The organism is Desulfuromonas sp. TF, from assembly GCF_000472285.1.
Lineage (GTDB): Bacteria > Desulfobacterota > Desulfuromonadia > Desulfuromonadales > ATBO01 > ATBO01.
Genome location: NZ_KI421415.1, coordinates 139,002 through 164,722, shown reverse-complemented (window position 1 = coordinate 164,722; position 25,721 = coordinate 139,002). Strand labels below are relative to the sequence as shown.

23 protein-coding genes are annotated in these 25,721 nt (G+C 60.2%); 19 read left to right on the top strand and 4 right to left on the bottom strand.

The features are described from left to right. The first annotated feature begins 50 nt into the window (after positions 1 to 50). From trpC to DTF_RS0106435, 16 genes are all read left to right on the top strand, one after another. Positions 51 to 842, top strand: coding sequence for an indole-3-glycerol phosphate synthase TrpC (trpC, locus tag DTF_RS0106510; protein ID WP_027714670.1), 792 nt, complete (start codon positions 51 to 53; stop codon positions 840 to 842). Between the two features lie 10 nt (positions 843 to 852). After that, positions 853 to 1,476, top strand: coding sequence for a phosphoribosylanthranilate isomerase (locus DTF_RS0106505; RefSeq protein WP_027714669.1), 624 nt, complete (start codon positions 853 to 855; stop codon positions 1,474 to 1,476). 98 nt (positions 1,477 to 1,574) lie between these two features. Continuing rightward, complete coding sequence (gene trpB / locus DTF_RS0106500; RefSeq protein ID WP_027714668.1) at positions 1,575 to 2,768, top strand: tryptophan synthase subunit beta; 1,194 nt, start codon at positions 1,575 to 1,577, stop codon at positions 2,766 to 2,768. A gap of 187 nt (positions 2,769 to 2,955) precedes the next feature. After that, a complete protein-coding gene (locus DTF_RS22255; RefSeq protein WP_051361021.1) occupies positions 2,956 to 4,248 on the top strand; it encodes a DEAD/DEAH box helicase in 1,293 nt (430 codons plus the stop codon). A gap of 17 nt (positions 4,249 to 4,265) precedes the next feature. Further along, complete coding sequence (locus tag DTF_RS25280) at positions 4,266 to 4,775, top strand: SRPBCC family protein (protein ID WP_051361019.1); 510 nt, start codon at positions 4,266 to 4,268, stop codon at positions 4,773 to 4,775. Further along, the gene (locus DTF_RS0106485; RefSeq protein ID WP_027714667.1) at positions 4,776 to 5,456 is read left to right on the top strand and encodes a uracil-DNA glycosylase; all 681 of its coding nucleotides are present in this window, start codon (positions 4,776 to 4,778) and stop codon (positions 5,454 to 5,456) included. A 57-nt stretch (positions 5,457 to 5,513) separates the two neighbouring features. Beyond that, entirely contained in the window at positions 5,514 to 6,320 is an 807-nt protein-coding gene (trpA, locus tag DTF_RS0106480) for a tryptophan synthase subunit alpha (protein WP_027714666.1), read from the top strand. A 130-nt stretch (positions 6,321 to 6,450) separates the two neighbouring features. Then, the gene (accD, locus tag DTF_RS0106475; protein ID WP_027714665.1) at positions 6,451 to 7,299 is read left to right on the top strand and encodes an acetyl-CoA carboxylase, carboxyltransferase subunit beta; all 849 of its coding nucleotides are present in this window, start codon (positions 6,451 to 6,453) and stop codon (positions 7,297 to 7,299) included. A gap of 2 nt (positions 7,300 to 7,301) precedes the next feature. Further along, positions 7,302 to 8,573, top strand: coding sequence for a folylpolyglutamate synthase/dihydrofolate synthase family protein (locus tag DTF_RS0106470; protein ID WP_027714664.1), 1,272 nt, complete (start codon positions 7,302 to 7,304; stop codon positions 8,571 to 8,573). After that, entirely contained in the window at positions 8,570 to 10,678 is a 2,109-nt protein-coding gene (locus DTF_RS0106465) for an LPS-assembly protein LptD (RefSeq protein ID WP_027714663.1), read from the top strand. The genes DTF_RS0106470 and DTF_RS0106465 overlap by 4 nt, the downstream gene beginning before the upstream one ends. 227 nt (positions 10,679 to 10,905) lie before the next feature. After that, positions 10,906 to 11,208 (top strand): helix-hairpin-helix domain-containing protein, encoded by a 303-nt coding sequence (locus DTF_RS0106460; protein WP_027714662.1) that lies wholly within the window; start codon positions 10,906 to 10,908, stop codon positions 11,206 to 11,208. 67 nt (positions 11,209 to 11,275) lie between these two features. Beyond that, complete coding sequence (locus tag DTF_RS22245; RefSeq protein WP_051361018.1) at positions 11,276 to 11,581, top strand: septum formation initiator family protein; 306 nt, start codon at positions 11,276 to 11,278, stop codon at positions 11,579 to 11,581. Positions 11,582 to 11,679: 98 nt separating this feature from the next. Continuing rightward, positions 11,680 to 11,880, top strand: coding sequence for a cold-shock protein (locus DTF_RS0106450; RefSeq protein ID WP_193352689.1), 201 nt, complete (start codon positions 11,680 to 11,682; stop codon positions 11,878 to 11,880). A gap of 319 nt (positions 11,881 to 12,199) precedes the next feature. Further along, a complete protein-coding gene (argS, locus tag DTF_RS0106445) occupies positions 12,200 to 13,885 on the top strand; it encodes an arginine--tRNA ligase (RefSeq protein WP_027714660.1) in 1,686 nt (561 codons plus the stop codon). A 13-nt stretch (positions 13,886 to 13,898) separates the two neighbouring features. Next, positions 13,899 to 14,567: an SPOR domain-containing protein gene (locus DTF_RS0106440; protein WP_027714659.1), complete on the top strand. Its 669-nt coding sequence runs from the start codon at positions 13,899 to 13,901 to the stop codon at positions 14,565 to 14,567. A gap of 7 nt (positions 14,568 to 14,574) precedes the next feature. After that, on the top strand, positions 14,575 to 15,570 hold the full coding sequence (locus DTF_RS0106435) for a GDP-mannose 4,6-dehydratase (protein ID WP_027714658.1): 996 nt from the start codon (positions 14,575 to 14,577) through the stop codon (positions 15,568 to 15,570). A gap of 115 nt (positions 15,571 to 15,685) precedes the next feature. On the opposite strand, the gene DTF_RS25275 is transcribed toward DTF_RS0106435, so the two are convergent. From DTF_RS25275 to DTF_RS0106410, 4 genes are all read right to left on the bottom strand, one after another. Then, entirely contained in the window at positions 15,686 to 16,429 is a 744-nt protein-coding gene (locus DTF_RS25275; protein ID WP_051361015.1) for a ubiquinone/menaquinone biosynthesis methyltransferase, read from the bottom strand. Continuing rightward, a complete protein-coding gene (locus DTF_RS22235) occupies positions 16,413 to 17,723 on the bottom strand; it encodes a U32 family peptidase (protein ID WP_051361013.1) in 1,311 nt (436 codons plus the stop codon). Before DTF_RS22235 ends, DTF_RS25275 begins: the two co-directional genes overlap by 17 nt. A 421-nt stretch (positions 17,724 to 18,144) precedes the next feature. Next, positions 18,145 to 19,305 carry a type III polyketide synthase gene (locus DTF_RS22230; RefSeq protein ID WP_081702828.1) on the bottom strand — a complete coding sequence of 387 codons (1,161 nt, stop codon included), beginning with the start codon at positions 19,303 to 19,305 and terminating at the stop codon, positions 18,145 to 18,147. Positions 19,306 to 19,346: 41 nt separating this feature from the next. Next, the gene (locus DTF_RS0106410) at positions 19,347 to 19,928 is read right to left on the bottom strand and encodes a YceI family protein (RefSeq protein WP_027714657.1); all 582 of its coding nucleotides are present in this window, start codon (positions 19,926 to 19,928) and stop codon (positions 19,347 to 19,349) included. Positions 19,929 to 20,310: 382 nt separating this feature from the next. Between DTF_RS0106410 and DTF_RS0106405 the strand changes: the two genes are divergently transcribed. The 3 genes from DTF_RS0106405 to DTF_RS0106395 all read left to right on the top strand — a co-directional run bounded on the left by DTF_RS0106405 (position 20,311) and on the right by DTF_RS0106395 (position 25,516). Continuing rightward, the gene (locus DTF_RS0106405) at positions 20,311 to 21,912 is read left to right on the top strand and encodes a diguanylate cyclase (protein WP_027714656.1); all 1,602 of its coding nucleotides are present in this window, start codon (positions 20,311 to 20,313) and stop codon (positions 21,910 to 21,912) included. A gap of 83 nt (positions 21,913 to 21,995) precedes the next feature. After that, on the top strand, positions 21,996 to 24,131 hold the full coding sequence (locus DTF_RS0106400) for an ATP-binding protein (protein WP_027714655.1): 2,136 nt from the start codon (positions 21,996 to 21,998) through the stop codon (positions 24,129 to 24,131). Beyond that, positions 24,128 to 25,516 (top strand): sigma-54 dependent transcriptional regulator, encoded by a 1,389-nt coding sequence (locus tag DTF_RS0106395; protein ID WP_035055955.1) that lies wholly within the window; start codon positions 24,128 to 24,130, stop codon positions 25,514 to 25,516. Before DTF_RS0106400 ends, DTF_RS0106395 begins: the two co-directional genes overlap by 4 nt. Positions 25,517 to 25,721: the final 205 nt, after the last annotated feature.

The following is a 25,721-nucleotide window of genomic DNA, read 5'->3' as shown; positions in this document are numbered from 1 at the left end:
CGAGAAAATCGATTTTGTGCCTCACCCCTCACGCCTCGCGGAATTGACCCATGATTCTCGACAAAATTATCGACCATAAACGCCAGGAGGTCGCTGCGGCAAAATTCCGCAGCCCCGAGCAGGAACTGCGTGCCCGCCTGACCGAACTCGAGGACCGACCCCGCGGCTTCGTTCAGGCGCTGCACGCGGTGGAGGGAGAGGGCCGGACCCCGGTAATCGCCGAGGTGAAGAAAGGCTCCCCCTCGAAAGGGGTGATCCGCCCCGACTTCGACCCCGTTGCCATCGCTGAAATCTATGAGGCCAACGGTGCCGCCTGCCTCTCCGTCCTGACGGATGAGCGTTTCTTCATGGGCCGTCTGGAGTATCTGACGGAGATCCGCAGACACGTCAAGCTTCCTCTTCTGCGCAAGGACTTTGTCTGCGATCCCTACCAGCTCTACGAGGCGCGTGCGGCGGGAGCCGATGCCGTTCTCCTCATCGCCGCCATGCTCGACCTGGTGCAATTGAGGGATTTTACAGCTCTGGCCCGGGAGCTTGGTCTCGACGTGCTCCTCGAAGTCCACGACGAACAGGAACTGGAGACGGCGCTGCAAGTCAACTGCGAGCTGGTCGGCATAAACAACCGCGACCTCCGCACTTTCGTCACCGATTTGTCCACGACCGAGCGGCTCGCGAAACACGTCCCCGGCAACCGCCTGATCGTCGGCGAAAGCGGCATCCACTGCCGGGCCGACGTGGTCAGGCTGCAACGGGGCGGCGCCAGGGCCTTTCTCGTCGGCGAGAGCCTGATGCGGGAGGCCAACATCGGAGCGAAACTGCGTGAACTGTTGGGAGAGTTGTAGAGACTTTTTTATGGTTAAAGTCAAGATCTGCGGCATAACAAATATCGACGACGCTGTGCATGCCGCCGACTGCGGGGCGGACGCGCTGGGGTTCGTTTTCTTCGACAAAAGTCCTCGCTGCATATCCCCCGAGCAGGCGAGAGGAATCATTGCCGAACTCCCGCCTTTTGTGACCGCTGTGGGACTGTTCGTCAATGAGGAGCCGCAGCGCGTCCGGGAAATCGCCGAATTCTGTGCCCTCGATGCGCTTCAGCTGCATGGCGACGAGACTCCTCAAGACTGCCTTCTCCCTCCCCATCGGGTGGTCAAAGCCCTGCGGGTCAAGGATGCGTCCAGTCTGGTCCCTCTGGCCGATTACGCCGTTTCAGCCCTGCTGCTCGACGCCTGGGTCTCCGGCATCTACGGCGGCACCGGGCATGTCTTCAACTGGGAGCTGGCGGCCCGGGCGGCCGAGACGCGTCGCATCATTCTGGCCGGAGGGCTGAATCCGGACAACGTGGCCGAGGCGGTGCGCTCGGTGCGTCCATACGGAGTCGACGTTTCCAGCGGAGTGGAGGCTTTCCCGGGACGCAAGGACCCGAAAAAAGTCGAGGCGTTCATCAGAAACGCAAAGGCGGTGACCGGTGATTCGTGACTGGTGATTCGTGGAAAAACAAAAACCTTCTTGCAGCAATGCCTTTGCCAATCACTAATTACTGATCACTGATCACTTGTTCCATACGGAGATAATCGATGTACAATTTTCCCGACGATAAAGGCCATTTTGGCCAGTTCGGCGGCCGCTATGTCGCCGAGACGCTGATGCCGGCCCTGCTGGAGCTGGAGGAGGCTTATCGCGAGGCGCAGGCCGATCCCTCCTTTCAGGCGGAGGTCGACTACTATCTCAAGGACTATGTGGGGCGCCCCAGCCCCCTTTATTTTGCCCGCCGTCTCACCGAGCATCTGGGCGGCGCCAGGATATATCTCAAGCGGGAGGATCTCAATCACACCGGGGCGCACAAGGTCAACAACACCGTCGGGCAGGTGCTGCTGGCGCGCCGCATGGGGAAGAAAAAAGTCATCGCCGAGACCGGGGCCGGCCAGCACGGGGTGGCGACAGCCACTGTGGCGGCTCTATTCGGCCTGGAGTGCGAAATCTTCATGGGGACGGAGGATATCCGCCGCCAGTCTCTCAACGTTTTCCGCATGAAGCTGCTGGGGGCGAAAGTCCATGGCGTCACCAGCGGGACCGCCACGCTCAAGGACGCCATGAACGATGCCCTGCGCCACTGGGTGACCCATGTGCGCGACACCTTCTACGTCATCGGCACCGTGGCCGGTCCGCATCCGTATCCCCGGATGGTGAGGGATTTCCAGGCGGTGATCGGCCGCGAGACCCGCGAGCAGATCCTGGCCGCCGAGGGCCGCCTGCCCGATGTGGCGGTGGCCTGCATAGGCGGCGGCTCCAACGCCATGGGGATGTTCTATCCTTTCATAGACGACCAAGGGGTGCGCCTGCTCGGGGTGGAGGCCGCCGGCCTCGGCGTGGGGACGGGAAAACATGCCGCCTCCATCGGGGCGGGACGGGTCGGGGTGCTGCACGGCAACAAGACCTACCTGCTGCAGGATGATCAGGGGCAGATCGAGCACGCCCACTCCATCTCCGCCGGCCTCGACTATCCGGGGGTCGGCCCCGAACACGCCCATCTGCACGAACTCGGCCGGGCCGAGTACGTCTCGATTACCGATGACGAGGCCCTGCAGGCCTTCAAGGCCCTGACAGAAATGGAAGGGATCATTCCCGCCCTGGAGAGCGCCCACGCCGTGGCACAGGTCATGAAGCTCGCTCCCACCCTCCCCAGGGAGACGGTGATCGCCGTCTGTCTCTCCGGCCGGGGGGACAAGGACATCCATACGGTCGCCGAAGCCATGGGCGTCGAACTCTAGGGGTGGATGAATAGCGCCCGCCTGCTGCGTTGCCGTCCGTCCGCCTCCCTGCGACGTACCCTCCGGGTACGCCTCACTCGCCGGCCGGACGGACGCCTTGCATCCGGACACTTTTGATCCGCCCTGGAACCATTAACATCAGGTATCAGCTTGTACTTAATCTGAAACCTGTTCTGGAAAGGAAATCATGAAATTTACCGAACTTGACCTGCCCGCCGAGGTCCTCAAGGGGATCGAGGATGTCGGCTTCACTGACCTAACCCCCGTGCAGGAGGAATCCATTCCCCTGGCGCTGGAGGGAAAGGATGTGGCTGCCCAGGCCCAGACAGGGACCGGAAAGACTGCCGCCTTCCTCGTTTCCCTCTTCACCCGGCTCATCAAAAGCGGGCGGTCGACCAGCAACAACCCGCGGGCCCTGATCATGGCGCCGACACGGGAGCTGGTGGTGCAGATCGTTGCGGATGCCAAGGGTCTGGGAACCCATTGTCCCTTGAAGGTCCAGGCCATCTTCGGGGGGATGGACTACGACAAACAGCGCCAGGCTCTCAGGGAAGGAGTGGATATCATCGTCGCCACCCCCGGGCGCCTGATCGACTACGCCAAGCAGCGGGTCTTCTCCTTCGACCGCATCGAAGCCCTGGTGATCGACGAGGCGGACCGGATGTTCGACATGGGCTTCATCAAGGACCTCCGCTACATTATGCGCAAACTCCCGCCCTTCGAGAAGCGTCAGACCATGCTCTTCTCCGCCACCCTCTCGCACCGAGTCATGGAGCTGGCCTACGAGTTCATGAACCTGGCCGAAAGGGTCAAGATCGAGCCGCAGCAGGTGACCGCCGAACGAGTGGAACAGATACTCTATCACGCCGGACGCAGGGAAAAATTTCCTCTCCTGCTGGGACTGTTGAAGAAGGAGGAGAACGCCGGGCGGGTACTGGTCTTCGTCAATACGAAGAGGGAGGCAGAACATCTGACTGACCGCCTGAAGGCCAATGAGTTCAAGGCCGCCGTCATCTCCGGGGATATCCCCCAGAACAAGCGGATGCGCATTCTGTCCGATTTCAAGGAGGGGAAGCTGACCTTCCTCGTCGCCACCGACGTGGCCTCCCGGGGCATCCACGTCGAAGCGGTCACCCATGTGATCAACTACGACCTCCCCCAGGATCCCGAGGACTATGTGCATCGCATCGGCCGCACCGCACGGGCCGGCGCGCTGGGCAAGGCGATCAGCTTCGCAGATGAGGACATGGTCTTCCACCTGCCTGACATCGAGGAATACATCGGACACAAGATTCCCAGCGCCTATCCGGAGGATGAGGATTTCTGCTGGGACTACAAACGGTCCGTTCCCCGCAAGAAAGCCCCCGTTCCCGAAAGGGTCGCCGGAGGGGAGAAGATACGGCACCGGCGTCCCCACCGCCGGGGAAGCGTCCAGAAGCCGAAAAACTCGTCTCCGGGCGGCAGGCCGCCCAAGAACTGATCCGGCCGGGAGAAGCAATGCTGAAAAAGGTCGCCATTATGGCCGGTCTTCTGAGCATGGCCATCGGCTTCCTGCTGGTGACGTTCAGCGACCGGACCTTCGCAGTGAAGAATGATCTGACGATCGACCGGCCGGCGATGGAAATCTGGCCGGTGCTGACCGATGTGGAAAAATGGCCGGCATGGTGGCCGGGAGTGCGGGAGGCCCGTCTAACTCCCGGCTGGCGTAAGGGGGCCACCCTGGACCTGGTTCTCAAGGGGAGGCCGGAAAAGGACCCCGCCACGGTCGAGACGGTCCTCCCTGCGAGGGAAATGACCTGGGAGCGCCCGGGAATTCTTGGCAGCGTGACCCGAACTTCGGTGGTGCTGGAGGCCGCACCCGATGGTACCCGAATAAGCCTGAAGAGCTTCATCAAGGGGCCGCAGGCGTTTTTGGCCGGTTTTACGGGCAAAGAAGAGTTCGCCAGATACCATGAGGCCGTGCTTGTCGCCCTGAAGGCTCGCCTGCAGCAGATGGAGAAGTCATAGATGCTCGGAGCCGATCTGCCCGGCCTGGCCGGTTGCCGCCAGTGTTCCCGGCTGATTCGCCATATGGCCGTCCTGCCGCCGCGCCGGGGACTGTCGCGAAACGATTACTGGAACGCTCCCGTTCCGGGTTTCGGAGATCCCCAGGCCCGGATCTGCCTGGTCGGGCTCGCTCCCGGAGCGCATGGAGCCAACCGCACCGGGCGGCCTTTCACTGGGGACGGGGCTGGCGATTTCATGTATCCCCTGCTTCATGAAGCCGGTTTTGCCGGTCAGGCGGAGGCGACCGATCGCGGCGACGGGTTGACGCTCAGGGACCTCTACATCACCAACGCCGTCAAGTGCCTTCCTCCCGACAATAAGCCGGATACGGCCGAATTCGAACGCTGTCGGCCTTTTCTGGCCCGGGAACTGGAGAGTCTTGATCGCTTGAAGGTGGTGGTGCTGCTGGGCCAGGGAGCCTACACCAGCTATCTGCGTCTGCTCCGTGCCCGGGGCACCATCGATCGCATCGGCGCCTATCCCTTCGCCCATGGCGCCTCTTACCGCCCGCCCGGCGGACCCTGGATAGTGGCCAGCTATCACACCAGCCGCTACAACATTCAGACCGGACGCATGAACCGGGAGATGTTCCTTGCTCTTCTGGAGAAAGTTCGTACCCTGGCGGCGGGAGAAAACGGTTGAAAAGGGGTGGTCGTTCGATTAGACTGACGGAATTTAGGTTGGAAAAGAGGTAAGACCATGGGACGCATTGAAGCGACTTTCGCCCGCCTGCGGCAGAAAGGTGAACCGGCCCTCATCCCCTTCATCACGGCCGGGGATCCGGACCTCGGCACCACCGAAGAGCTGATTCACGCCCTGGTAGAGGCCGGAGCCGATCTGCTCGAACTCGGATTCCCCTTTTCCGATCCCATGGCCGACGGTCCCACCATTCAGGCGGCCTCTGAGCGGGCTCTGGCCTCGGGTACGACCCTGGGTGGAATACTGGAGACGGTAAGGCGCATCAGGGAACACACCAATATCCCCATCGTGCTCATGGGCTACTACAATCCGATCCTCCATTACGGCCCCCGACGGTTCGCCGAAGAGGCCGCCTCTGCAGGGGTGGACGGACTGCTTCTGGTTGATCTGCCTCCCGAGGAATCGGCTGAGATCACCGGTTTCCTACGCAGCGCAAGAATCGATCTGATCACCCTGCTGGCCCCCACGACTCCGGCGGAGCGGGCCTCGCGTCTTGCCGCAGAAGCCGAGGGGTTTCTCTACTACGTCTCCATGACCGGGGTGACGGGGGCCGGGCAGGTGGATGCCGCCGCTATCGAGGAGGCGGTTCTCACCCTGAAAGCCGAATCCGACGTGCCGGTCGCCGTTGGTTTCGGGATTTCCTCCCCGGCCGATGCGGCCGCGGTCGGCAGGTTCGCCGATGCCGTGGTTGTGGGGAGCGCCCTGGTGAAGGTCATCGCGGCCTACGGGAAATCCCCGGAACTTCTGCCGCAGGTTCAGGCTCTCGTTCGGGCTCTCAAGGGGGGACTGCGGGTCGAAGAACAATAATATGAAGCCCCAGTTTCTTCAGGAATTCTTGCGGAGCTGAACTCTCTTGGAGACGATCGACTACAGGTGCTTGAGGGGAGAAATTTCTCTTCTGAACGGCACCGGCCGAAGAAAATGATGAGGTAAAGACATGGGTTGGTTCAAAAAAATGAAGGCGCCCCTCGCGCCAGTGGAAACGAAAAAAGTACAGATGCCCGAAGGTATCTGGACCAAGTGCAAAAACTGTAACGAAATCATTTATACCAAGGAAATCGAGCGCAACCTGAATGTCTGCCCCAAGTGCGATTATCATTTCCGCATCAGCGCCCGGGAGCGTATCGCCCTGATTCTGGACGAGGGATCCTTTGTCGAGCATGACGCCGGCATGGAATCGGTGGATTTTCTGGATTTCAAGGATTCCAAGAAATACAAGGACCGGATCAAAGCCGCGGTGAAGAAGGCCGGCGGGGGAGACGCGATCATCTGCGGCGATGGCACCATCGACGGGCTTCAGGTATCGATGGCAGTCTTCGATTTCGGATTCATGGGCGGGAGCATGGGATCGGTGGTCGGCGAGAAAATCACCCGCGCCATCGAACGAGGGCTGGAAAAGCGGGCTCCGGTTCTCATCTTTTCCTCTTCCGGCGGCGCCCGTATGCAGGAGAGTATCCTCTCGCTGATGCAGATGGCCAAGACAAGCGCCGCCCTGGCCAAGCTGAAGAAGGCCGGAATCCCCTTCATTTCGGTGCTGACAGACCCGACGACGGGGGGCGTCACCGCAAGCTTCGCCATGCTCGGCGATGTCAATATGGCCGAGCCTAGGGCCCTGATCGGTTTTGCCGGCCCGCGGGTGATAGAGCAGACCATCCGACAGAAGCTCCCCGAAGGCTTCCAGCGCAGCGAATATCTGCTGGAGCACGGGATGGTGGATATGATTGTGCGGCGCCAGGAAATGAAGGAGCGCCTCTCCCGTATTCTGCGCATCTTTACCAAGAGCTAGCCGTGAACTACCGGGAGAGCCTCGATTATCTGTATGGCCTCCAGCGATTCGGCATCAAGCTCGGCCTGGAAAATATCCGGACCCTGCTCGAGCGGTGCGGGCATCCCGAGCGAGGGTACGGGATCATCCATGTGGCGGGAACCAACGGCAAGGGATCGGTATCCGCCGCTCTGGCCGCAATTCTGCAGCACGCGGGCTACCGGACAGGCCTCTACACTTCGCCCCATCTCCATAGCTTCACCGAGCGCATCCGGGTCGATGGCGACGCCATCGCGGAAGATGAGGTGGCCCGGATCACCATTTTACTCCGCTCTCTGGCGGAAGGAGTTCCCGCCACCTTTTTCGAATTCACCACCGCCATGGCCCTGCTCCATTTTCAACAACGGCAGGTGGATTTCGCCATTCTCGAAGTCGGTATGGGAGGGCGGCTGGACGCCACCAACGCCGTCAATCCGCGTCTTTGCGTGATCACTCCGATCTGTTTCGATCACGCTGAACATCTCGGCGACAACCTTGCGGCCATCGCTCGGGAGAAGGGCGGGATCATCAAGGAAAAGGTTCCGGTGATCGTCGGCCGGCAGGAACCGGAGGCCCTCGAGGTCCTGATGGAGGAAGCCCGCTCTCGTCATTCCTCCCTGTTTCTCTGCGGCCGGGACTTTTCGCCGGATGGGGGACCGGACGGTTTCGGTTTCCACGGAATGGGTCTCGAATTATCCGGTCTGCGGCCCGGCCTGCTAGGAGCGCATCAGCAGGAGAACCTCTCTTTGGCCCTCGCCGCCGCCGCCGTACTTCGCCTTCAGGGGGCGGGCATCCCCGGGGCGGCCCTGCGCGAGGGGATTGAACGGGTGCGCTGGCCTGGTCGTCTGGAGTGGTGGGGAGGGCGCCGGGAGGTCCTCATTGACGGGGCCCACAATGAGGGAGGAGCCCGGGTTCTTGCCGCCTATCTTTCCTCGTTGCCGATTACAGGCGTGCGTTGGGTGGCGGGGATCAAGGGAATTCGGCCGATTCGGGATATTCTTGGACCGCTGCTTCCTCACGTTTCGGCCCTGTATTGTACGCGGCCCCCCGTGGAAGAGTCCGTCGATCCCGAACTGCTGGCGGAGCAGGGGGCGGCGGCGGGGGTACCTGCCGAAGCATATGAGACCCCTGAGGCTGCTCTTGCGGCGGCCCTCCGGGACCGCCGGCGTGATGAAATCGTTCTGGTGGCCGGTTCGCTTTTTCTGGCGGCGGCCGCCCGTGAATTTTTGCAGAATCAGGAGATGCCTTCCGCGTGAACGATCTGCTTTGTTATTTCAGGAGTGTGTCCTGGTTTGTTTTTTTCTCTCTGCTGCTCGCGGGGACTTCTTGGTCACAGGAAATAGGCGCCGGCCTGGACACTCAATCTCCGGTTGCCATCGAGGCCGATGAGCTGACCTATGACGAGGCGACTTCCACCTACCGGGCTTCGGGACAGGTGCAATTGCATAAAGGGGGGGTAAGCCTTCTTTCCGACCGGATCGAATGGAATACCGCTACCGGCGAGGCATCCGCCAAAGGTCATGTCCGACTGGTCGAACCGGGAGGGCTCCTGGAGGCCGAGAACATGGTGATCGATCTCGATTCCGGCACGGGGCGGATGACCAATGGCCATATCCTGCTCAGCGACCGCAATTTCCATATTGCCGGCGCGGAAATAGAAAAACTGGGAGAGCAGACCTACCAGGTGCGGGACGGATTTTTCACCACCTGCGATGGCCCTGTTCCTTCATGGAAATTCGGCGCCCGTAAGTTCAATGTGACCTTGGGAAAATACGCCAGAGCGAAACACGCGATATTCTACATCCACAATATCCCCGTCCTTTATACCCCTTACCTCATTTATCCGGTAAAAACGGAGCGGGAATCGGGATTCCTCAATCCCCGATACGGTTATTCGAAGAAGCGCGGCACGGAAATCTCCCTGGCCTATTATCAGGTCATCGACCGTCACCTCGATGCCACCTTCTATCTGGACTACCTCTCGGACATGGGTCTGGGGAAGGGGCTTGAATACCGGTATATCTTCGGCGAAGACAATGAAGGAATCCTCAAGGGGTATCACATAAATGGTTTCCAGGACTTTGATAACCGCTATGCCTTCGACTGGCTGCATTTCGGCCATCTCCCCGGGAAAGTCAGATTGGCGGCCGATGTCGAGTATGTAAGCAGCCGCGATTATTTCGACGATTTCGGGGAAGTGGCCGGGGAATACAATAAGGACAAGGCTCAGTCGGTGGTCACCGCCAGCCGCAACTGGGAGAAAATGAACCTGACCGGGCTGCTCAAGTACACCAAAGACCTGGAACAGAACAATGACCAGACTCTGCAGCGTCTGCCGGAAATCGATCTGGCTTCCGGACTCCGCCATTTCGATGAAACCCCCTTCTATTTTGATTTCGGTTCATCCTATACGTATTTCTGGCGGCAGGAAGGGGTCAAGGGCCAGCGCCTGACCGCACGTCCGGCCCTATCCGCCTTATTTCACGCGGGTCGGCTGTTTGAAGTCCAGCCCGAGGTCGGGTACACGGAGCGCCTTTACTGGACGTCCGAGGAGGGGCCCGGGCATGAGCGGGAGGGGATTTTCGATTTTTCCAACCGGCTTGTCACCCGCTTCTCACGTGTTTTCGTTCCGGACGGTGAAGTGATCAAGAAAATTCGCCACAGCATCGAGCCGGAACTCGTCTACTCCTATATCTCTCCCGAAAATCAGGACCACCTCCCTCAGTTTGATGCTGTCGACGACATCGGTCCCGAAAACAAGATTGCCCTTGCCATCGTCAACAGGTTTACTGCTCGCCTCGAACCCGAGGCGGACAACGTCATCTATCATGAGTTCCTTTATCTCCGTCTTTCCCAGGAGTACGATGTCCGCGAATCGCGCCGGGACAGGTTGAATCCGCAGGATGACCTCCGCCCTTTTTCCGATATCCGAGCGGAGGTTATCCTGCGACCCACCCGGTGGAGTTATCTCGATGTCGATACCCGTTACGATGTGAATTCCAGAGAGGACGGTTTCAACCGGTTTACAGTTTTCAATGCCCGTGGCGGAGTGCGGAACGGAGCGGGAAACGGCCTGGACCTCGAATATCGCTACAGGAAGGAAAGCCTGGGATATCTGGCCGGCGCTCTCGATATGGCCTGGTTCAAGCCGTTTTATGTCAACTATCAGCACCGCTACGATTTCGAGGAACAACTCACCCTGGAAAGGGTTCTGAATATCGAATACAGGGCCCAGTGCTGGAGTATCTTCCTGACCCTTCGCGACCGCCTGGAGGACAAGGAATACCTGGTCACATTTGCCCTCTCCGGAGTCGGTAAATTGACCGAATTCGGGGGAAGTCTGGGAGGTCCCGAAGGATAGTCGCCGGCATCGTGGATTCACTTGTTCACCGAGATGGGTACTTCTTCGTTGATCTTACTCTGCGTCTGTGTTAATTAAGATCAGTATTTTTTTTCTAGGGGTGTTTTTTCACGTGTTTCATGATCCCCGACCCGAGCAGTACATTTTATATCGTGAAAGGGGGGACGGAGGGGAATTCACGGGTCGGGCGAGGAGGCAATAAACACTAAAAAAACAGGAGGGATTTTATGAAAAGGTTCATCACTGTCGTACTGGCTGCAGCCTGTTTGTGCTTTACCGTGCCTGTGGCATCTCTGGCCGCCGACGAGCATGTCAAGATGGCGGCCGTCGATGTAGCCACCGTCAACATCAATACCGCAACGGTAAAGGAGCTCCAGAGCCTGCCGGGAATCGGTCAGGTGACGGCGGAACGTATTATTACCTATCGCACTGAAAAAGGACCTTTCAGCGCAGTCGATGATCTAGGCAAGGTCAAGGGAATCGGCAAAAAGTCCTTGGAAAAAATCAGGGAACTGGTCTCCGTCGAGTAGTTGAAGGAGAGGCGCCCGCCGGTTTTAACCGGCGGGCGTCGGTTTTTTTGATTGAAAGAAATTCTGGATGTCTTCCCCTTCGTCAGCCCCACGAAAAACAACTGTCTGGCCTCTCCTGCTGGTTCTTCTACTGCTCGGAATGGCGCTTTTCGGCGACAAGGGTATCTTGAGGGCGATTCAATTCAACCGGCAGAAGGCGAGCCTGCAGGCGGAACTTCAGCGAATGGAGGAGATCAATAGCGCTCTGCGCCAGGAGATCAAGAGTTTGCGCTCTGACCGCCGCTATATAGAAGACATCGCCCGGCGGGAGTTGGGGATGGTCAAGGCGGATGAACTGGTTTACCAATTCCCTGCGCAAGGGAAAAAGGAGTGAAGGGGAAGGAAGACTGAACGGATTGCATTTGAGACCGTCGGAAAAAGGAACACTTTTCTGCACCGGCGGATCGCCTGAAAAGGAGGGAAGGCATGCCCATGAAGACAGGTCGAGTCAAATGGTTCAACAGCAGCAAGGGATACGGATTTATCGCCCAGGAGGACGGGGATGATATTTTCGTGCATTTTACCTCCATCCTCATGGAGGGATACAAGTCACTGAGTGAGGGGATGGAAGTTACCTTCGAACTCGCCGACGGCGCCAAAGGGCTTCAGGCCCTGAACGTCTGTCCCAAGTGAATTGACAGGCATATTCGAAAAACAGCAGCTCCGTCCGGGGCTGCTGTTTTTTTTGCATCCTGCATCCTCGGCACCGCCTCCTCGAATTCATCCACTTACCGGCGCAGCTCCGCGTCGGGACTCCTCCATCAAAGGTTCATAGATATTACCGGCGATTCTTCCCCTTGACCGGACGCTATCGACATAGCGGACAGGACTTTTTGGGTTCTTCTGCAATGAAGGGATTTTTCCGACTGCTCTTCCCTTTCCTTGACAGCACCGCGACTGTGGCGATAACATACACTCCATTTGAATCCCCCCGAGAAAGATTGAAAATCCCATGAAGGAACGACTGAGAACACATGTCCGGAAGGCTCTCCTGAGCTGCTATGAGCAGGGCGTCCTCCATTCCGGAGAAATACCCGATTTCACCCTGGAAGTCCCCGCCAGCGCCGAACATGGCGATTTCGCTGTCAATGCGGCCATGATGCTGGCCAGGGCGGAGAAGAAGCCTCCCCGCAAGATCGCCGAGGCGATCGTCGCCGCCCTGGGAGAGGGGGACGGTCTCTGGCGGCAGGTGGAAATCGCCGGTCCCGGATTTATCAACTTTTTTCTTTCCAACCGCTGCTGGTACGGCGTCCTCGACGAGGTGACCCGTGCCGGCGACCGTTACGGGCGCAGTCGTACCGGCGCCGGACAGAAGGTCCAGGTGGAGTTCGTCAGCGCCAATCCCACCGGTCCTCTTCACATCGGGCACGGGCGCGGCGCGGCCGTCGGCGACTCCATCTGCCGACTGCTGGAGGCGACCGGCTGGGACGTCACCCGGGAGTTCTATTACAACGACGCCGGCGCCCAGATCGCCAACCTGGCCCTCTCGGTGCAGGCGCGCTGTCTGGGCATCGATCCGGACGACCCGCGCTGGCCGGCCGACGGCTACCAGGGCGACTACATCCGCGACGTCGCCCGCGCCTACCTGGCCGGCGAGACCGTCGACGCGGGCGACCAGCATGTCACCTCCGCGGCCGAACCCCACGACCTGGAGGCCGTCCGCCGCTTCGCCGTCGCCTGCCTGCGCCGGGAGCAGGATCAGGATCTGGCCGCCTTCGACGTCGGTTTCGACGTCTATTTCCTCGAGTCGAGCCTGTATGCCGCGGGGCGCGTCGAGGCCGTGGTGCGCCGCCTCATCGAGAAAGGGCACACCTACGAGAAGGACGGCGCCCTTTGGCTGCGCACCACCGACTTCGGAGACGACAAGGACCGGGTGATGCGCAAGGCCGACGGCACCTACACCTACTTCGTCCCTGATGTCGCCTATCACCTTTGCAAATGGGAACGGGGATTCACCCGGGTGGTCAACGAGCAGGGGTCCGACCACCACAGCACCGTTACCCGGGTGCGGGCCGGCCTGCAGGCGCTCGATGCGGGAATCCCTCCGGGGTGGCCCGACTACGTGCTGCACCAGATGGTCACCGTGCTGCGCGGCGGCGAGGAGGTGAAGATCTCCAAGCGGGCCGGCAGTTACGTCACCCTGCGTGACCTGATCGACGAGGTGGGACGGGACGCCACGCGCTTTTTCTTTCTCATGCGCCGCACCGACGCCCAGCTAGTCTTCGATCTCGATCTGGCCAAGCAGCAGAGCACGGATAACCCGGTATACTACGTCCAGTATGCCCATGCCCGGGTGTGCAGCATCAACCGCAATGCCGCAGAGGCGGGGGTGACGACGCCCGCGCCGGGCGAAGTCGATTTCGACCGCCTGGTGCTCGAGGAGGAGCTGGCCCTGGCCAAGCTTCTGGCTCGCTACCCGGAAACGGTCGAAGGAGCCGCCCGCCACTACGAGCCCCACCGCATCGTCTTCTATCTGCAGGAACTGGCTTCCCAACTGCACAGCTATTACAATCGCCACCGGGTTCTGGGAGAGGACCCCGAAGACAGCCGGGCGCGGCTTTATCTGATCAACTGCGTACGCGTCGTTCTGGAGAATGCGCTGCTCCTGCTGGGGGTTTCAGCCCCGGAGCAGATGTGACTGGGAGGTGTTCATGAACCGTCAGGTAGTTTCCCGGACCCAGCGCCGGATGGAAAAGCGGCAGGCGCTGATTCTGCTGGTCCTGATTCTGGGCGTTTCCCTCGTCAGCTTCACCCTGGGGGTGATGGTCGGCCGCAGCGGCTCCCGCGATTCCGGAGCGACGGCGGTTTCCCCTGCCGCACCGCGTTTGCCCGTGGCCGCTAAGGGGGATGGGGGCGAAATTACCCCCGCCGCCCCAGCCGCCGAGCGTCCGGCGGAGAGCCTGACCTTTTACGATACGCTCCCCAAGGGAGAACAGCCGCCTCTGGGCAGCGGCATCAACCTGCCGCCGAGGCCGGCGTCTCCGAAAATGGAACAGGAAAAGCCGGCGGCACCTTCCGAACCGGTTCGGAACGCTGACGCCGCTCCCGCTGTCAAGGAGGCTTCCCGGCCCCAGGCTTCGCCGGAGGGCGCCTACGTGGTGCAGGCGGCCTCCTTCCGCGGTTCGGAGGACGCCCTGAAACTCAAGGAGCGCCTGTCCGGCAGGGCCTACGCGGCCTACACGGAGCAGGCGGATCTGAAGGAGAAGGGGATCTGGCACCGGGTTTATGTCGGACCCTTTGCCACCGCCGAGGCGGCCGGCCAAGTCGTCGAAAAGCTCCAGGCCGAGGAGAAGCTTGCGGCCCTGGTGAAAAAGCGCTGAGGTCTTCATGGACACCATCCTGGTCACCGGCGGCGCCGGATTCATCGGTTCCCATCTCTGCGAGACCTTGCTGCGGCAGGGGCGGCGGGTCGTCCTCTTCGACAACTTCAATGACTTTTACTCCCCGGAAATCAAGATGGCCAATCTGGAGGCGGTGTGTCGCACCGCTGCTGAGACGGAGGGGCATCTGACCGTTCTCCGGGGAGACCTTCGCTCTCCGGGCGATCTGCGCCGCGCCTTTCTGGCCCTGGGTTCCTCCGACAAGTCCGCCGTCGTCCATCTGGCCGCCATGGCCGGCGTACGCCCATCCATCGAGAATCCCCTGCTCTACAACGAGGTGAACGTCACCGGAACCCTGAACCTGCTCGAAGAGTGCCGGAGGTCCGGGGTGAAGCGGCTGGCCTTCGCCTCCTCCTCCTCGGTCTACGGCAACAACGAAAAGGTGCCTTTCTCTGAAACCGACCCGGTCGACCTCCCCATCTCCCCCTATGCCGCCACCAAGAAGGCGGGAGAGCTCCTCTGCCACAACTACCATCACCTTTACGGCCTCTCCGTCGCCTGCCTGCGATTCTTCACCGTCTACGGACCCCGGCAGCGTCCCGATCTGGCCATCCACAAGTTCACCCGGCTGATCAGCGAAAACCGGCCGCTCCCCTTCTTCGGAGACGGCAGCACCCGGCGCGACTACACCTACGTCACCGACACCCTGCAGGGGGTGACCGGAGCCCTGCGCTGGCTGGAAAAAGCCAAACGCCCCGTCTACGAGATCTTCAATCTCGGAGAATCCAGGACGGTGGACCTCTCCACCCTGGTACGTCTGCTTGGCGAGGCCATGGGACGCGAGCCCGAGCTCAGCCGGCTCCCCATGCAGCCCGGCGACGTCCTCTGCACATTTGCCGATATCGCCAAGGCCCGCAAGATGCTCGCCTACGCGCCGGAGGTGGCGATCGAGGAGGGGATTGAGCGGTTTGTGGAGTGGTTTCGGGGGAATGGGGAGGAGTAGGCTCCTGCGTCGCGGGATACCAAAAAACAAAAGATTTAAAGAAACCGCCAGCCGGGCAGTGTCCCGGCGGCGGTTTCTTATTTGATGCGCCAGGAGGCGCATCGGGGTGAATTGGTCACAACGGCTTCTGCAGTATCAATAATTCCAGCACGCCGAAGTAGAAGCTGCGCGAATGGATGACAGCGAAGCCGTTCTCCCCCACCAGCCGGCGCAGTTCTTCGCGGTCCGGGAAAGCCCTGAGGCTTGCGGCGATGTAGGCGTGCACCTCCGGATTGCCGTGCAGCAGCAGGCCCCAAAGGCCGCACCAGTACTTGAGAACCAGATACTGGAGGTTTTGAAACCAGCGGCTGGAAGGCTTGGAGAAATCGAGCAGGGCGACGAAACCGCCGGGGCGCAGGATGCGGCGGATCTCGGCAAAGGCTGGTTGCAGGGAGGCGGCGTTGCGCACCGCGTAGCTTCCGGTGACGATGTCGATGCTGGCGTCGGCCAGGCCGGTCTCCGCCATGTCGCCCCGCACGAACTCCACGCGCGGGGTGCGATTGCGCTGGCGGGCCAGGGCGAGCATCGGCTCGGTGAGGTCGATGCCGAGAACCCTGCCGTCGGCATACTTTTCGGCAAGCAGAAAGGCGATGTCGCCGGTGCCGCAGGCGAGGTCGACGCAGACCGGCGCCGGGAAATCCGGAAGGGCGGCGACCAACTGATGTTTCCAGGCGCGGTCGCGGCCGAGCGACATGGCCCGGGTGGCGAAGTCATAGCGACTTGCCGCCTCGCTGAAGTGTTGTTCGTTGTATGCCCGCTTGCGCTCCGGCGCATGCAGGTAATCCCGGATCTTCAGGGTGAATTTACCGCTGCCGGCCATGTCCGCACTCCTTCAGTTCGACGCATGGAGCCTGGTTGCCGTCGGCACCTGTTTCGTTTTTGCGCTCCTGGAGATAGCTCCACATACTGCCGCCATTCAGCGAAGCGAACAGTTCCTCATAGGCGGCCACCGCCTCGGCACGGTTGGCGTCGTCGATCTTGACCGCTTTGGCCGCGAACTCGTGGCACCAGCGGCAGTCTTCGCAATTGACCCCGATACAGCTGGCGGAGCGGAAACGTTCCATGAAGCCGTCAAGCGCCCGGTTGTCGATGACCACCGGCGCCGGACCTTCGAGCGGCCGGGTCATGCCGCGCAATTCGGCCAAGCGCTTGAGCGGCAGCATGCGCAGCGGGTTGGCCAGACCGGGGCGGATGATGAAGCGCAGCAACCACCCAAGGCCGCGCCGGTAATAGGCATGATCCGCACGGATCCCCTGGAAGCCGTAGGCCTGTACCAGATCGAGCAGATTGCCGTCATAGCGGCGCCCGGCGTAGGCCCTGACCCGGGTCATCATCATCTCGGTGGGGATGTCGCGCTCGGCGATCTTGAACAGGTCGTAGCCGAGCTCCTCGTAGATCTGCAGGTCCTCGGGGCGGATCCATTCCGAACGGAGGTAGTGGACCGGGTCGCGCATCTTCATCTCAGTGCACTTGAGAAAGCACCAGTCGATGAAGAACCCCTTGTTGGCGTGCCAGGACTGGCCGGCATGGGCCAGGGCGTTCATATGCATCGGCGACATGGCGCAGCCGGTCAGGCAGTTGTTGTTGGCCATGAGCTCGAGGTCGCAGTTGACCGCCTTGCGGATCTGCCTCAGCGTCTCCAGTTCGCGATTGACCAGGATGCTGTCGAGAACGATGCAGTCGGCGCCGAGCTCTTCCCACATCTGGGCCTTTCGTACCCGGTCGACCCCGCCGAACACCGAAATGCGCACCTTGAGATGCGGCTGGCGGGCCTTGATCAGTTGCAGCATGAACGGCGAGGCGACGGTCACGGCCGTGACTCCGATGTCACTGATCCAGTCGAGCAGCCGATTGATCTCCTCCTGTCCCTTGCGGGTGATTTCCCGATTGCCCATGCAGGAGGCATTGAGCAGATAGTTGAAGGCGAAGCCGGCATCGCGGCAATCGCGAACATGCTCGGCCAGCTGCCGGCGCGACACCTTGGCCAACTGGTAGGGAGCCCGGCCGCCGCCCACCGCGTCGGTGCGCAGCTTGCCGAACAGCTCGGTGACCGGGTAGTCCCGGCACTGCTCGACCAGTTCCCGGTCGAAGTTGGTGGCCACACTCAGTCTCATCGGTAAACTCCTTCTTCTCGTACGAGCGATCCGCGATGGACGATGCGCGTGAACGCCCGCCAACCGGCGACCGTCTCGCATCCAGTACTCAGCACGACCTTATTCGGTACTGAGCCGTTCCAGCAGGCCGGCCGTGCGCCGGCCGGCCGACAGCCCCTCGTAGTGAGGATTCGTCCGCAGGCCTTCTGCAGCCGCCGCTGGAAATCCCCAGGCGGCTCTGGGGCCGGCAGCAGCGGCACGGCCCCGGCGCCATAGCGCCCGACGACCAGTTGGCGGGCATTGGCCAGGCTGAGCACCTGACGGACCCCCTCGATCGCGGCGACCCGCCTGGTCAGGTCGGTGAGCAGAGCCAGGCCGTCGGGCTGCAGCAGACGCGGGTGGCAGGAAAGGTTGACAGTTCATCAGCAGATTCAGCTCGGGATCAGGCGCCCGCCACCGCTTCCTCGCGGCAACGACGGTTGACACCATGGCCCGCACCGCGCTCGGCTTCGAGCAGGCCCATCTCCACGGTCAGGCCGGGACCGAAGGCCATGGCGCAGACCGGTTCGCGCATTGGTCCATCGGTCTGAGCGAGGATCTGCTTGAGCACGAACAGCACCGTGGCGCTGCTCATGTTGCCATACTGCTGCAGCACCTGCCGTGATGCCGCGACCTGCTCCGGCTCCAGGTCGAGGCTCTCCGCTACCTTGTCGATAATCGCTCTGCCGCCTGGGTGCACCGCCCAGGTACGGATGTCGTCGAGCTTGAGCTGCCGGCCGTCCAAAACGGGCCTGAGCGCCTCACGGATATTGGCTCCGATGATCTTCGGTACGTAGCTCGACAGGGAGATGTCAAAGCCGAGATCACCGATGGTCCATGCCATGTCTGCCTTGCCGCTCGGAATCAGGGTCGAGTGGAACTCGCCGAGCCGGTAACCCGTCCGCCCGGCCTGCGGCGGCCGACCGCTGACGATGGCCGCTGCGGCGCCGTCGGCGAACAGTGAATTGGCCAGCAGGGAGTCTTCACTGCCACTGAGCTGCAGGTGCAAGGTGCACAGCTCCAGGCAGACCACCAGAACAACCGCCTGCGGATCGGCCTGGCAGAACTGCTTGGCCATACGTAGAGCCGGGAATGCCGCATAACAGCCCATGAAACCCAGGTGGTAGCGTTCGGTGGCCGGGGAGAGGCCCAGGTCGGTGATGATGTGATAGTCGATCCCCGGGTTGCAGAACCCGGTACAGGAAACCGTCACCACATGGGTGATGTCGCTGCGCTCGATGCCGGGGCATTTGGCGATCGCCGCCCGAGCCAGATCGACGGCCAGCGGCCGGGATTCCCGGGTGTAAAGGGAGTTGCGCTCGGCGGTGGTCGGTTCGCGGCGGAGGCCGTCGCCATCGATCGGAAAGAAGTCGCCCGGCAGGTTCTGGTCGAAGGAGCTGATCACACTGTGGCGCCGGGCGATCCCCGACTTCTGATAAAGCATGCGGATCATCCGCTTGCGGCGTTCATCCCCGATCCATTCCTGCATCTTGCGACTGGCGTACTCCTGCGAATAGGCCAGACCGGGGGTCATCGTTTCAATATGCTGAATCCATGCAGACATGCTGGGCTCCTGGTTGAAGTGAAGAATCTGGAATGGTGATTTCAGTCCCGCCGCAGCTGCACGCTGGCCTCGACCCGGACCAGGTCGTCGACCCGGATCAGGCCGAGCACGCTCGGCGGCTCCAGTCGGTAGCTGGCCAGCGACAGCGGGAACTCCAGATCAAAGGTAATCTGCTCCGGCGCCGCCTTGATATTGCGGATTTCAGCCTGCATCGGCAGGCTCCTGTCGCGGATCTGCAGATTGAAATCGAGCCGAGCAGGGTCGCTACCGCCGGCCTGCAACCGTTCAATCAAGGCCGTCAGGTCGAGATCGGCGAAACGGCTCCGGATCAGAGGGTATTTACTGCTTTCGAACATGGAGCGCATCTTGTTGTCGCGCCGGTCGTTGGCGGTATCCATCTCCCGCACACGGATCTCCACCACCGCCTGTCGGATGACCTGTGTGCCCGATTCGTTCTCCTCAACAACCAGGTCGAAGGGGTGGCAGGCGACCTGGCCGTCGAAATCATGCAGGGTCGACTTGCCGTAGAAATGGACCGTGCAGGTGCCGTTGAGGGATTCGGCCGAGGCGAAGGACGTCAACCAAAGCAGCAGCAGGCTCGAAGTCAGAATGCGGATGATCATGACGTTGCACTCTCCAGGGCGGGAAAATGGGATTGTTGTAAAAACCGGCGGTGTTTATCGGCATGCCTGCACTCGTGGCAAGATGTGCAGCATCATAGACCCTGGGATGTCTACGGAAGGTGAAAAAAAGATCAAAAAAACATCAAAACAATCAATTAAGACAAAAATGATCCGAAAAGCAGCCGCTCGGCTGACTCCCCTCTATTATTTCCCCTGCGCTTTACCCCTTCATGAGCCTGCCTGCAGATCTCCGATCATCGATCATCCGTATTGCGGCGAGCTCCCGTAGCCTTGTTTCGGACGCATGAACCTTGACCCTTTTTATCCCTTTGTGTCAGACTAAAACTCCGTTTTTCCAACTTTGGAGAAAGCGCTGTTCCCTATGACCAGCAAGCCCCTCTTCGCCAATCTCTTCGTCGCCGCTGCAACGGTGCTCTTCGTCGTTGCGAATGCGGGCTACTCGATCCTCCGGGACTACGAGAGCGCCGTAGCGGAACATGAGGTGATGGCGCGCGATCTGGTGTCCGTGGTGGCCGATCAGGCCGCCCGATCGCTCCGGGACACGGATCTCGCCCTTTCGCAGATTGGCGAGATCGTCCGTTTGGGGGGCGGATTGGAGGTGTTCAGGGAGAGGAAGGAGCGGGAGGCGCTTCGCCGGATTGCGGATCGCATACCGGGGGGAACCGGCGTCCTGATCGTGGACCCGGACGGACATATTGTGGCGAGTTCAAATTCTCCGGATCCTCTCCCGACCAGAGCTTCCGAAGGGGAATTCATGAAGATCATGGTGGGGAAAGACATTCTCTTTATCGGCCCAGCGGTTTTGAAAGAAGATGGGGACGAAGCTGTCTACACCGTCAGTCGCCGCATAATGGATCGACAAGGGGAATTTGCCGGCGTCGCATCCGCCCGCGTCTCCAGCTCGCATCTGACCGATTTTTTCTCCGGGATCACGAAGGACCCGGGCATCGCGGTATTTAGCGCCGATGGCGACATTGTCGCGCGCCGGCCGCATGTCAAAGAATTCATCGGGCAGAATATCGGAGACCGCCCCCTGTTTCAGGAACGTCTGAAGCGGAAGCTTGCCGGCGTCTTCCGTGCCCCTTCCCCGATGGACGGCATCGACCGGATAAACGCGTACAGACGCGTTGACGGCTCCGGGATGGTGGTTCTGGTTGGAATTCCCTGGGAAGCCGTGACTGAAGGCTGGCGCGACCGCACCATGCGGGTCAGCCTGATCGCGGTCTTCAGTGTCGTCATTATCATTCTCGCCGCACGATGGGGCAATGCCTCGATCCGGAAAGTGATCCAGGCGCAGTCGGAGCGCGAGAAGGCGGTGGTCGCCAGGGAGGGTGCTTACATGGCGCTCCATCATGCGCTCCTCGATCATCTGACGGGTCTGCCGGCAAGATCGTTGTTCGTTGAGCAGGCGAACAACCTCCGCAGCCATTGCCGGCAAACCAATGACATGCTGGCTGTCATGATTGTCGACCTGGACAACTTCAAGGACGTGAACGATACCTGGGGCCATGAAAGGGGGGACGAGATGCTGGTCAAAACAGCCGAGGCCCTGGCAGCTGCGCTCCATGAAAGCGATGTGGTTGGTCGCCTTGGCGGTGACGAATTCGGCGTCTGCGTCGCCGCCCCTGCTGAACTCATCGAGGAGCATGCACGGATCATAGCGGGAAAAATCGTGGAGAACGTGGGCGCGATCGGCATGGGGATCGGATGCAGCCTGGGGGTGACGGTTTTCCCCGCGAGCTGCGAAGGTCTTTCCTGCGCTCTCCGCATGGCGGATGAAGCCATGTACGTCGCCAAGCGCAGCGGCAAGAATCAGTTTTCCGTATGGGGGGACGCGCGGCAGGACGGGAAGGAATGGGCCGCTCATTCCAACTGTCAATGGTGGACTCTGACGAATCAAGCCGCAATTTTGGCCGACAAAATGCAGGATGAGAGAATCGGTTCAGGAACGCTGCCGCCCTGACCATTCGCATGGCGAGGGTCGCACATACCTGCAATGATCCTTAACGATAAACGAGAGCAGGCAACTTCTGTTTTTGAACTATCATGGTTTTAGAATTCTGGAGTAAAAAACGGCTTGTTTTCAAACTCTCCCTGTGCGCCATGGTTCTTTTCCTCGCGCCCATCGGGCTGATCTCCCATCTCAGCTTTCGTCACCTGCGCACGATCAAGGAGGTTTCACTCCAGGAGGCCCGGAGCGCCCTGATAACTTCCCAAGTCGAATTTCTGAAGAATCATTTGGCTCAAAAAGCGGAAAAGATATCCACTGAATTCTCCAATATCAGGGATGAGGTTCATTTGCTGAGTTCCTTGTCCCGGGCCATCTTTGAAGATCCGTCCCGTTTTATGTACAGAAACGGCAGCCGGTACCGGTTGGATGAAGGGGGGGATTACATCAATCCCGTCGATGACGGGAATTCAAGTCTGTATGTCCCCAGACGCCCTTTCTCTCTGGATTCCCTGATTCCCGCCATGGAGAATGCCGATATTGAAAATTCGGATCTCTACGTGCCCGGGTACAGTTCGTCCCTGGATTCATTGATTGCCGCAACAGAAAGCCTGGATACCATCCTGAAGCCCCTGGTGGACCTGGACCCGAGAGTGGTCCTTGGATGGTTCATCCATAAGGACCGAATCAGCCGCACATACCCCTGGCGCGACTTCCAGCATTTTCCAAAGTACCCGGAGGTCACCTCCTGGCCTTTCTACTATCTTGCAGATCCTGATCACAATCCCTCCGGAAAGGAGGTTTTCACCCAGGTTTATACCGATCCGTTGAGCCGCCACAACATGATTTCCTGCCTCTCACCGGTCTTCGTGGAAGGCGAGCACCTGGCCACCGTCGGGGTGGACATCACTGTCGAGACCCTTATCCAGGAGATAAGCCAGGTCCATCTGAGTGAGGGGTCCAGTTCGCTGCTTCTATCGAGGGGCGAAATTCTCGCGTTCTCAAAAAATATTCCCTTTGCCGCCCTTGGCCTGGAACCTCCCTCCTCGTCTTCCGGGGAGACTCTGGATCTGGATAACCTTTCGGAAACAGGAAAGGCCGCAATGAGGCCAAGATCGGAGAAAACAGGCGTAGAGTTCATAGAAACCGAAGACTTGAGAGCTTTCGTCGGATATGCCGAACTGGAGCCCCTCGGATGGCGGCTTCTTCTCCTTGTTCCTGAAAGCGACCTCCTGGGCCCTGCGAACGAGAAGGCTCAAGCCATTTTTTCAGAGGCTGAGCGAATCCGGGGCAATTTCGTACATCTCCTGGTTTTCGCCATACTCGCGGTAGCTGGCCTCGGATATGTGGTGGTGGCGCACCAGTCCCGGGGCCTTCGCACCCTCCTGGGAGGGATACAGGATTTCGGCGCCGGAAACCTTTCCCGCAGAATGCCTGTTGAAGGCGGGGAGTTCGGGCAGCTGGCGCAGGCCCTCAACTCCATGGCAGAGAGCCTTCGAGAGAAAAAATCCGAGCTTAAGAGAGTGTATGCCGAAGTTGAACAGGGACGCAAACTCAAGGCCGTCGGGCGTCTGGCCTCCGGGGTTGCTCACGAAGTCAACAACCCGCTCGCGACCATTTCAACCTATACCCAGCTGCTGCTGCGTCGCCCCGACCTTCCCGACGGGGCCTCCGACAGCCTGAAGAAGGTGATGGCGGAGATCGCCAGGATTCAGGAAAAACTGCGTAACCTTCTGGACCTCTCCCGGCTTCAGAGCGTCGTAAAAACCCGGTTGAACCCGAATGCCCTGGTGTACGATGTCGTTGAAATGGTCGGTCATGAAGCGCGGGCCCACGGGGTTGATCTGCAACTTTTCCTGGATGAGAATCCACGGGAGTTCAATCTCGACCAATCCGGCATCAAGCAGGTGTTATGGAACCTTCTGGGGAATGCCATTGCAGCCCAGGGCAGGGGAGGGGTGGTTCGGGTGCGTACGAGGTATGTTTTTGCCCGGGGTGAGGTTTCCCTGTTCATCCTCGATGTCGAGGACGAGGGGCCGGGCATTTCGGAAGAGGTGCTGCCCCATGTTTTCGATCCCTTTTTTACCACCAAGGAGGTGGGTAAAGGGACCGGGCTCGGACTTGCGGTCGTGAACAGCATCGTCGAGGGGCATTCCGGCAAGATCGAGGTGCAGAATCTCAGCCCCCGGGGTTGTCGCTTCCGCGTGCTGATTCCTGAAGGAGAGGCGGAATGACCGTGAGCGAACCTCGAATTTTAGTTGTCGACGACGACCAGGCTCTCCTCTCGGCACTCGTCCAGGCCCTTAAATCGATGGGTTACGACGCGGTGGGCCAGTGTGAATCGGAGCAGGGGCTGGCGTATATCAGCTCCTGGGGTCCAGATGCAGCGATATTCGATCTCAAAATGCCCGGGATGGACGGGCTGGAATTGTTGCGGCGCGCGCTTCAGGTGCAGCCTGAACTGCCTGTTCTGCTCCTTTCCGCCCACGGCACCATAGAGACGGCGGTACAGGCGGTACGGGAGGGCGCCTACGATTTTCTGGAGAAGCCCTTTGACCTGGATAAAATCGAATTGACTCTGCAAAGGGCTCTGGACCACAGGGGCCAGAGGCAACGATACCGGCTCCTGGCGGAAACCACGGGCCGCAAGGCTGAATTCGAAGGTATCGTCGGCAAGAGCACACTGATCCGCAAGGTCATCGAGTCTGTATCGGCTGTAGCGGATACAGACTCCACCGTGCTGGTTACCGGCGAAAGCGGAACCGGCAAGGAACTTGTCGCACGGGCCATACACGCCTCCGGCTCACGCAAGGAAAAACCACTCGTGACCGTCGATTGCGCCTCCATTCCGGACTCCCTCCTGGAGAGCGAGTTGTTCGGCCACGCAAAAGGGGCCTTCACCGGCGCCCATCAGGATCGGGCCGGATATTTCGAGGCGGCTTCCGACGGCACGGTATTTCTCGATGAGATCGGCGAGATGCCACTGATCCTGCAGAAAAAACTGTTGCGGGTCCTCCAGGAAAAGACGTTTGCGCGGGTGGGAGAGACCCGGAGCCGATCGACCGACGCGCGGGTGGTGGCGGCGACCAACAGAAACCTCGAAAAAGAGGTGAAGGAAGGCACGTTCCGAGAGGACCTCTACTACCGGCTCAAGGTGATCGAAATACAGATTCCTCCCCTGGGAGAAAGACCGGAAGATATCCCGTTGCTGGTCCGCCATTTTCTGGATCGGCTGAATCGAAAGCTGAATCGCAACGTCAAAAGGGTGACTCCCGAGGCCATGGATATCTTGCGGCATTATCCCTGGCCCGGCAACATCCGTGAACTGGTCCACCTGCTCGAGCAAATCATGACCTTTCACAAACAGGAAATCCTGGACGTGAAACTCCTTCCCCCCCATGTGCGAACCGGATCGGCGCCGGATCTGCCCCCGGGCAATTACGCCGATCTCAAGGAGTCCGTGCTAGAGGAAGCGGGGCTCGAATATTTTCAGAAACTGATGCAATACTATCAGGGAAACATTACGCGAGTAGCCGAACACGCAGACCTGAATCGGCGCCACCTTCACCGTCTTTTGCAGAAACTCGAACTCGACCCCTCTCACTATCGAAACAACTGAGACATTTTAGTCCCATGCCCCAGGAATTTTGCCGTCCATAACGCTCCCACCCCCAAATTTCTCATTACATCGCGATGCCGATTTCCATCCAGAGCCCTGACATGGCAAGCGGCGGAAGACGAATGACCCCTCGCCCCATTGCTATAGATTCAGTGGTCGATCTTCAAAACTTCTTCCTCACCGGTCAGATCCTTCCTCCGCTTTT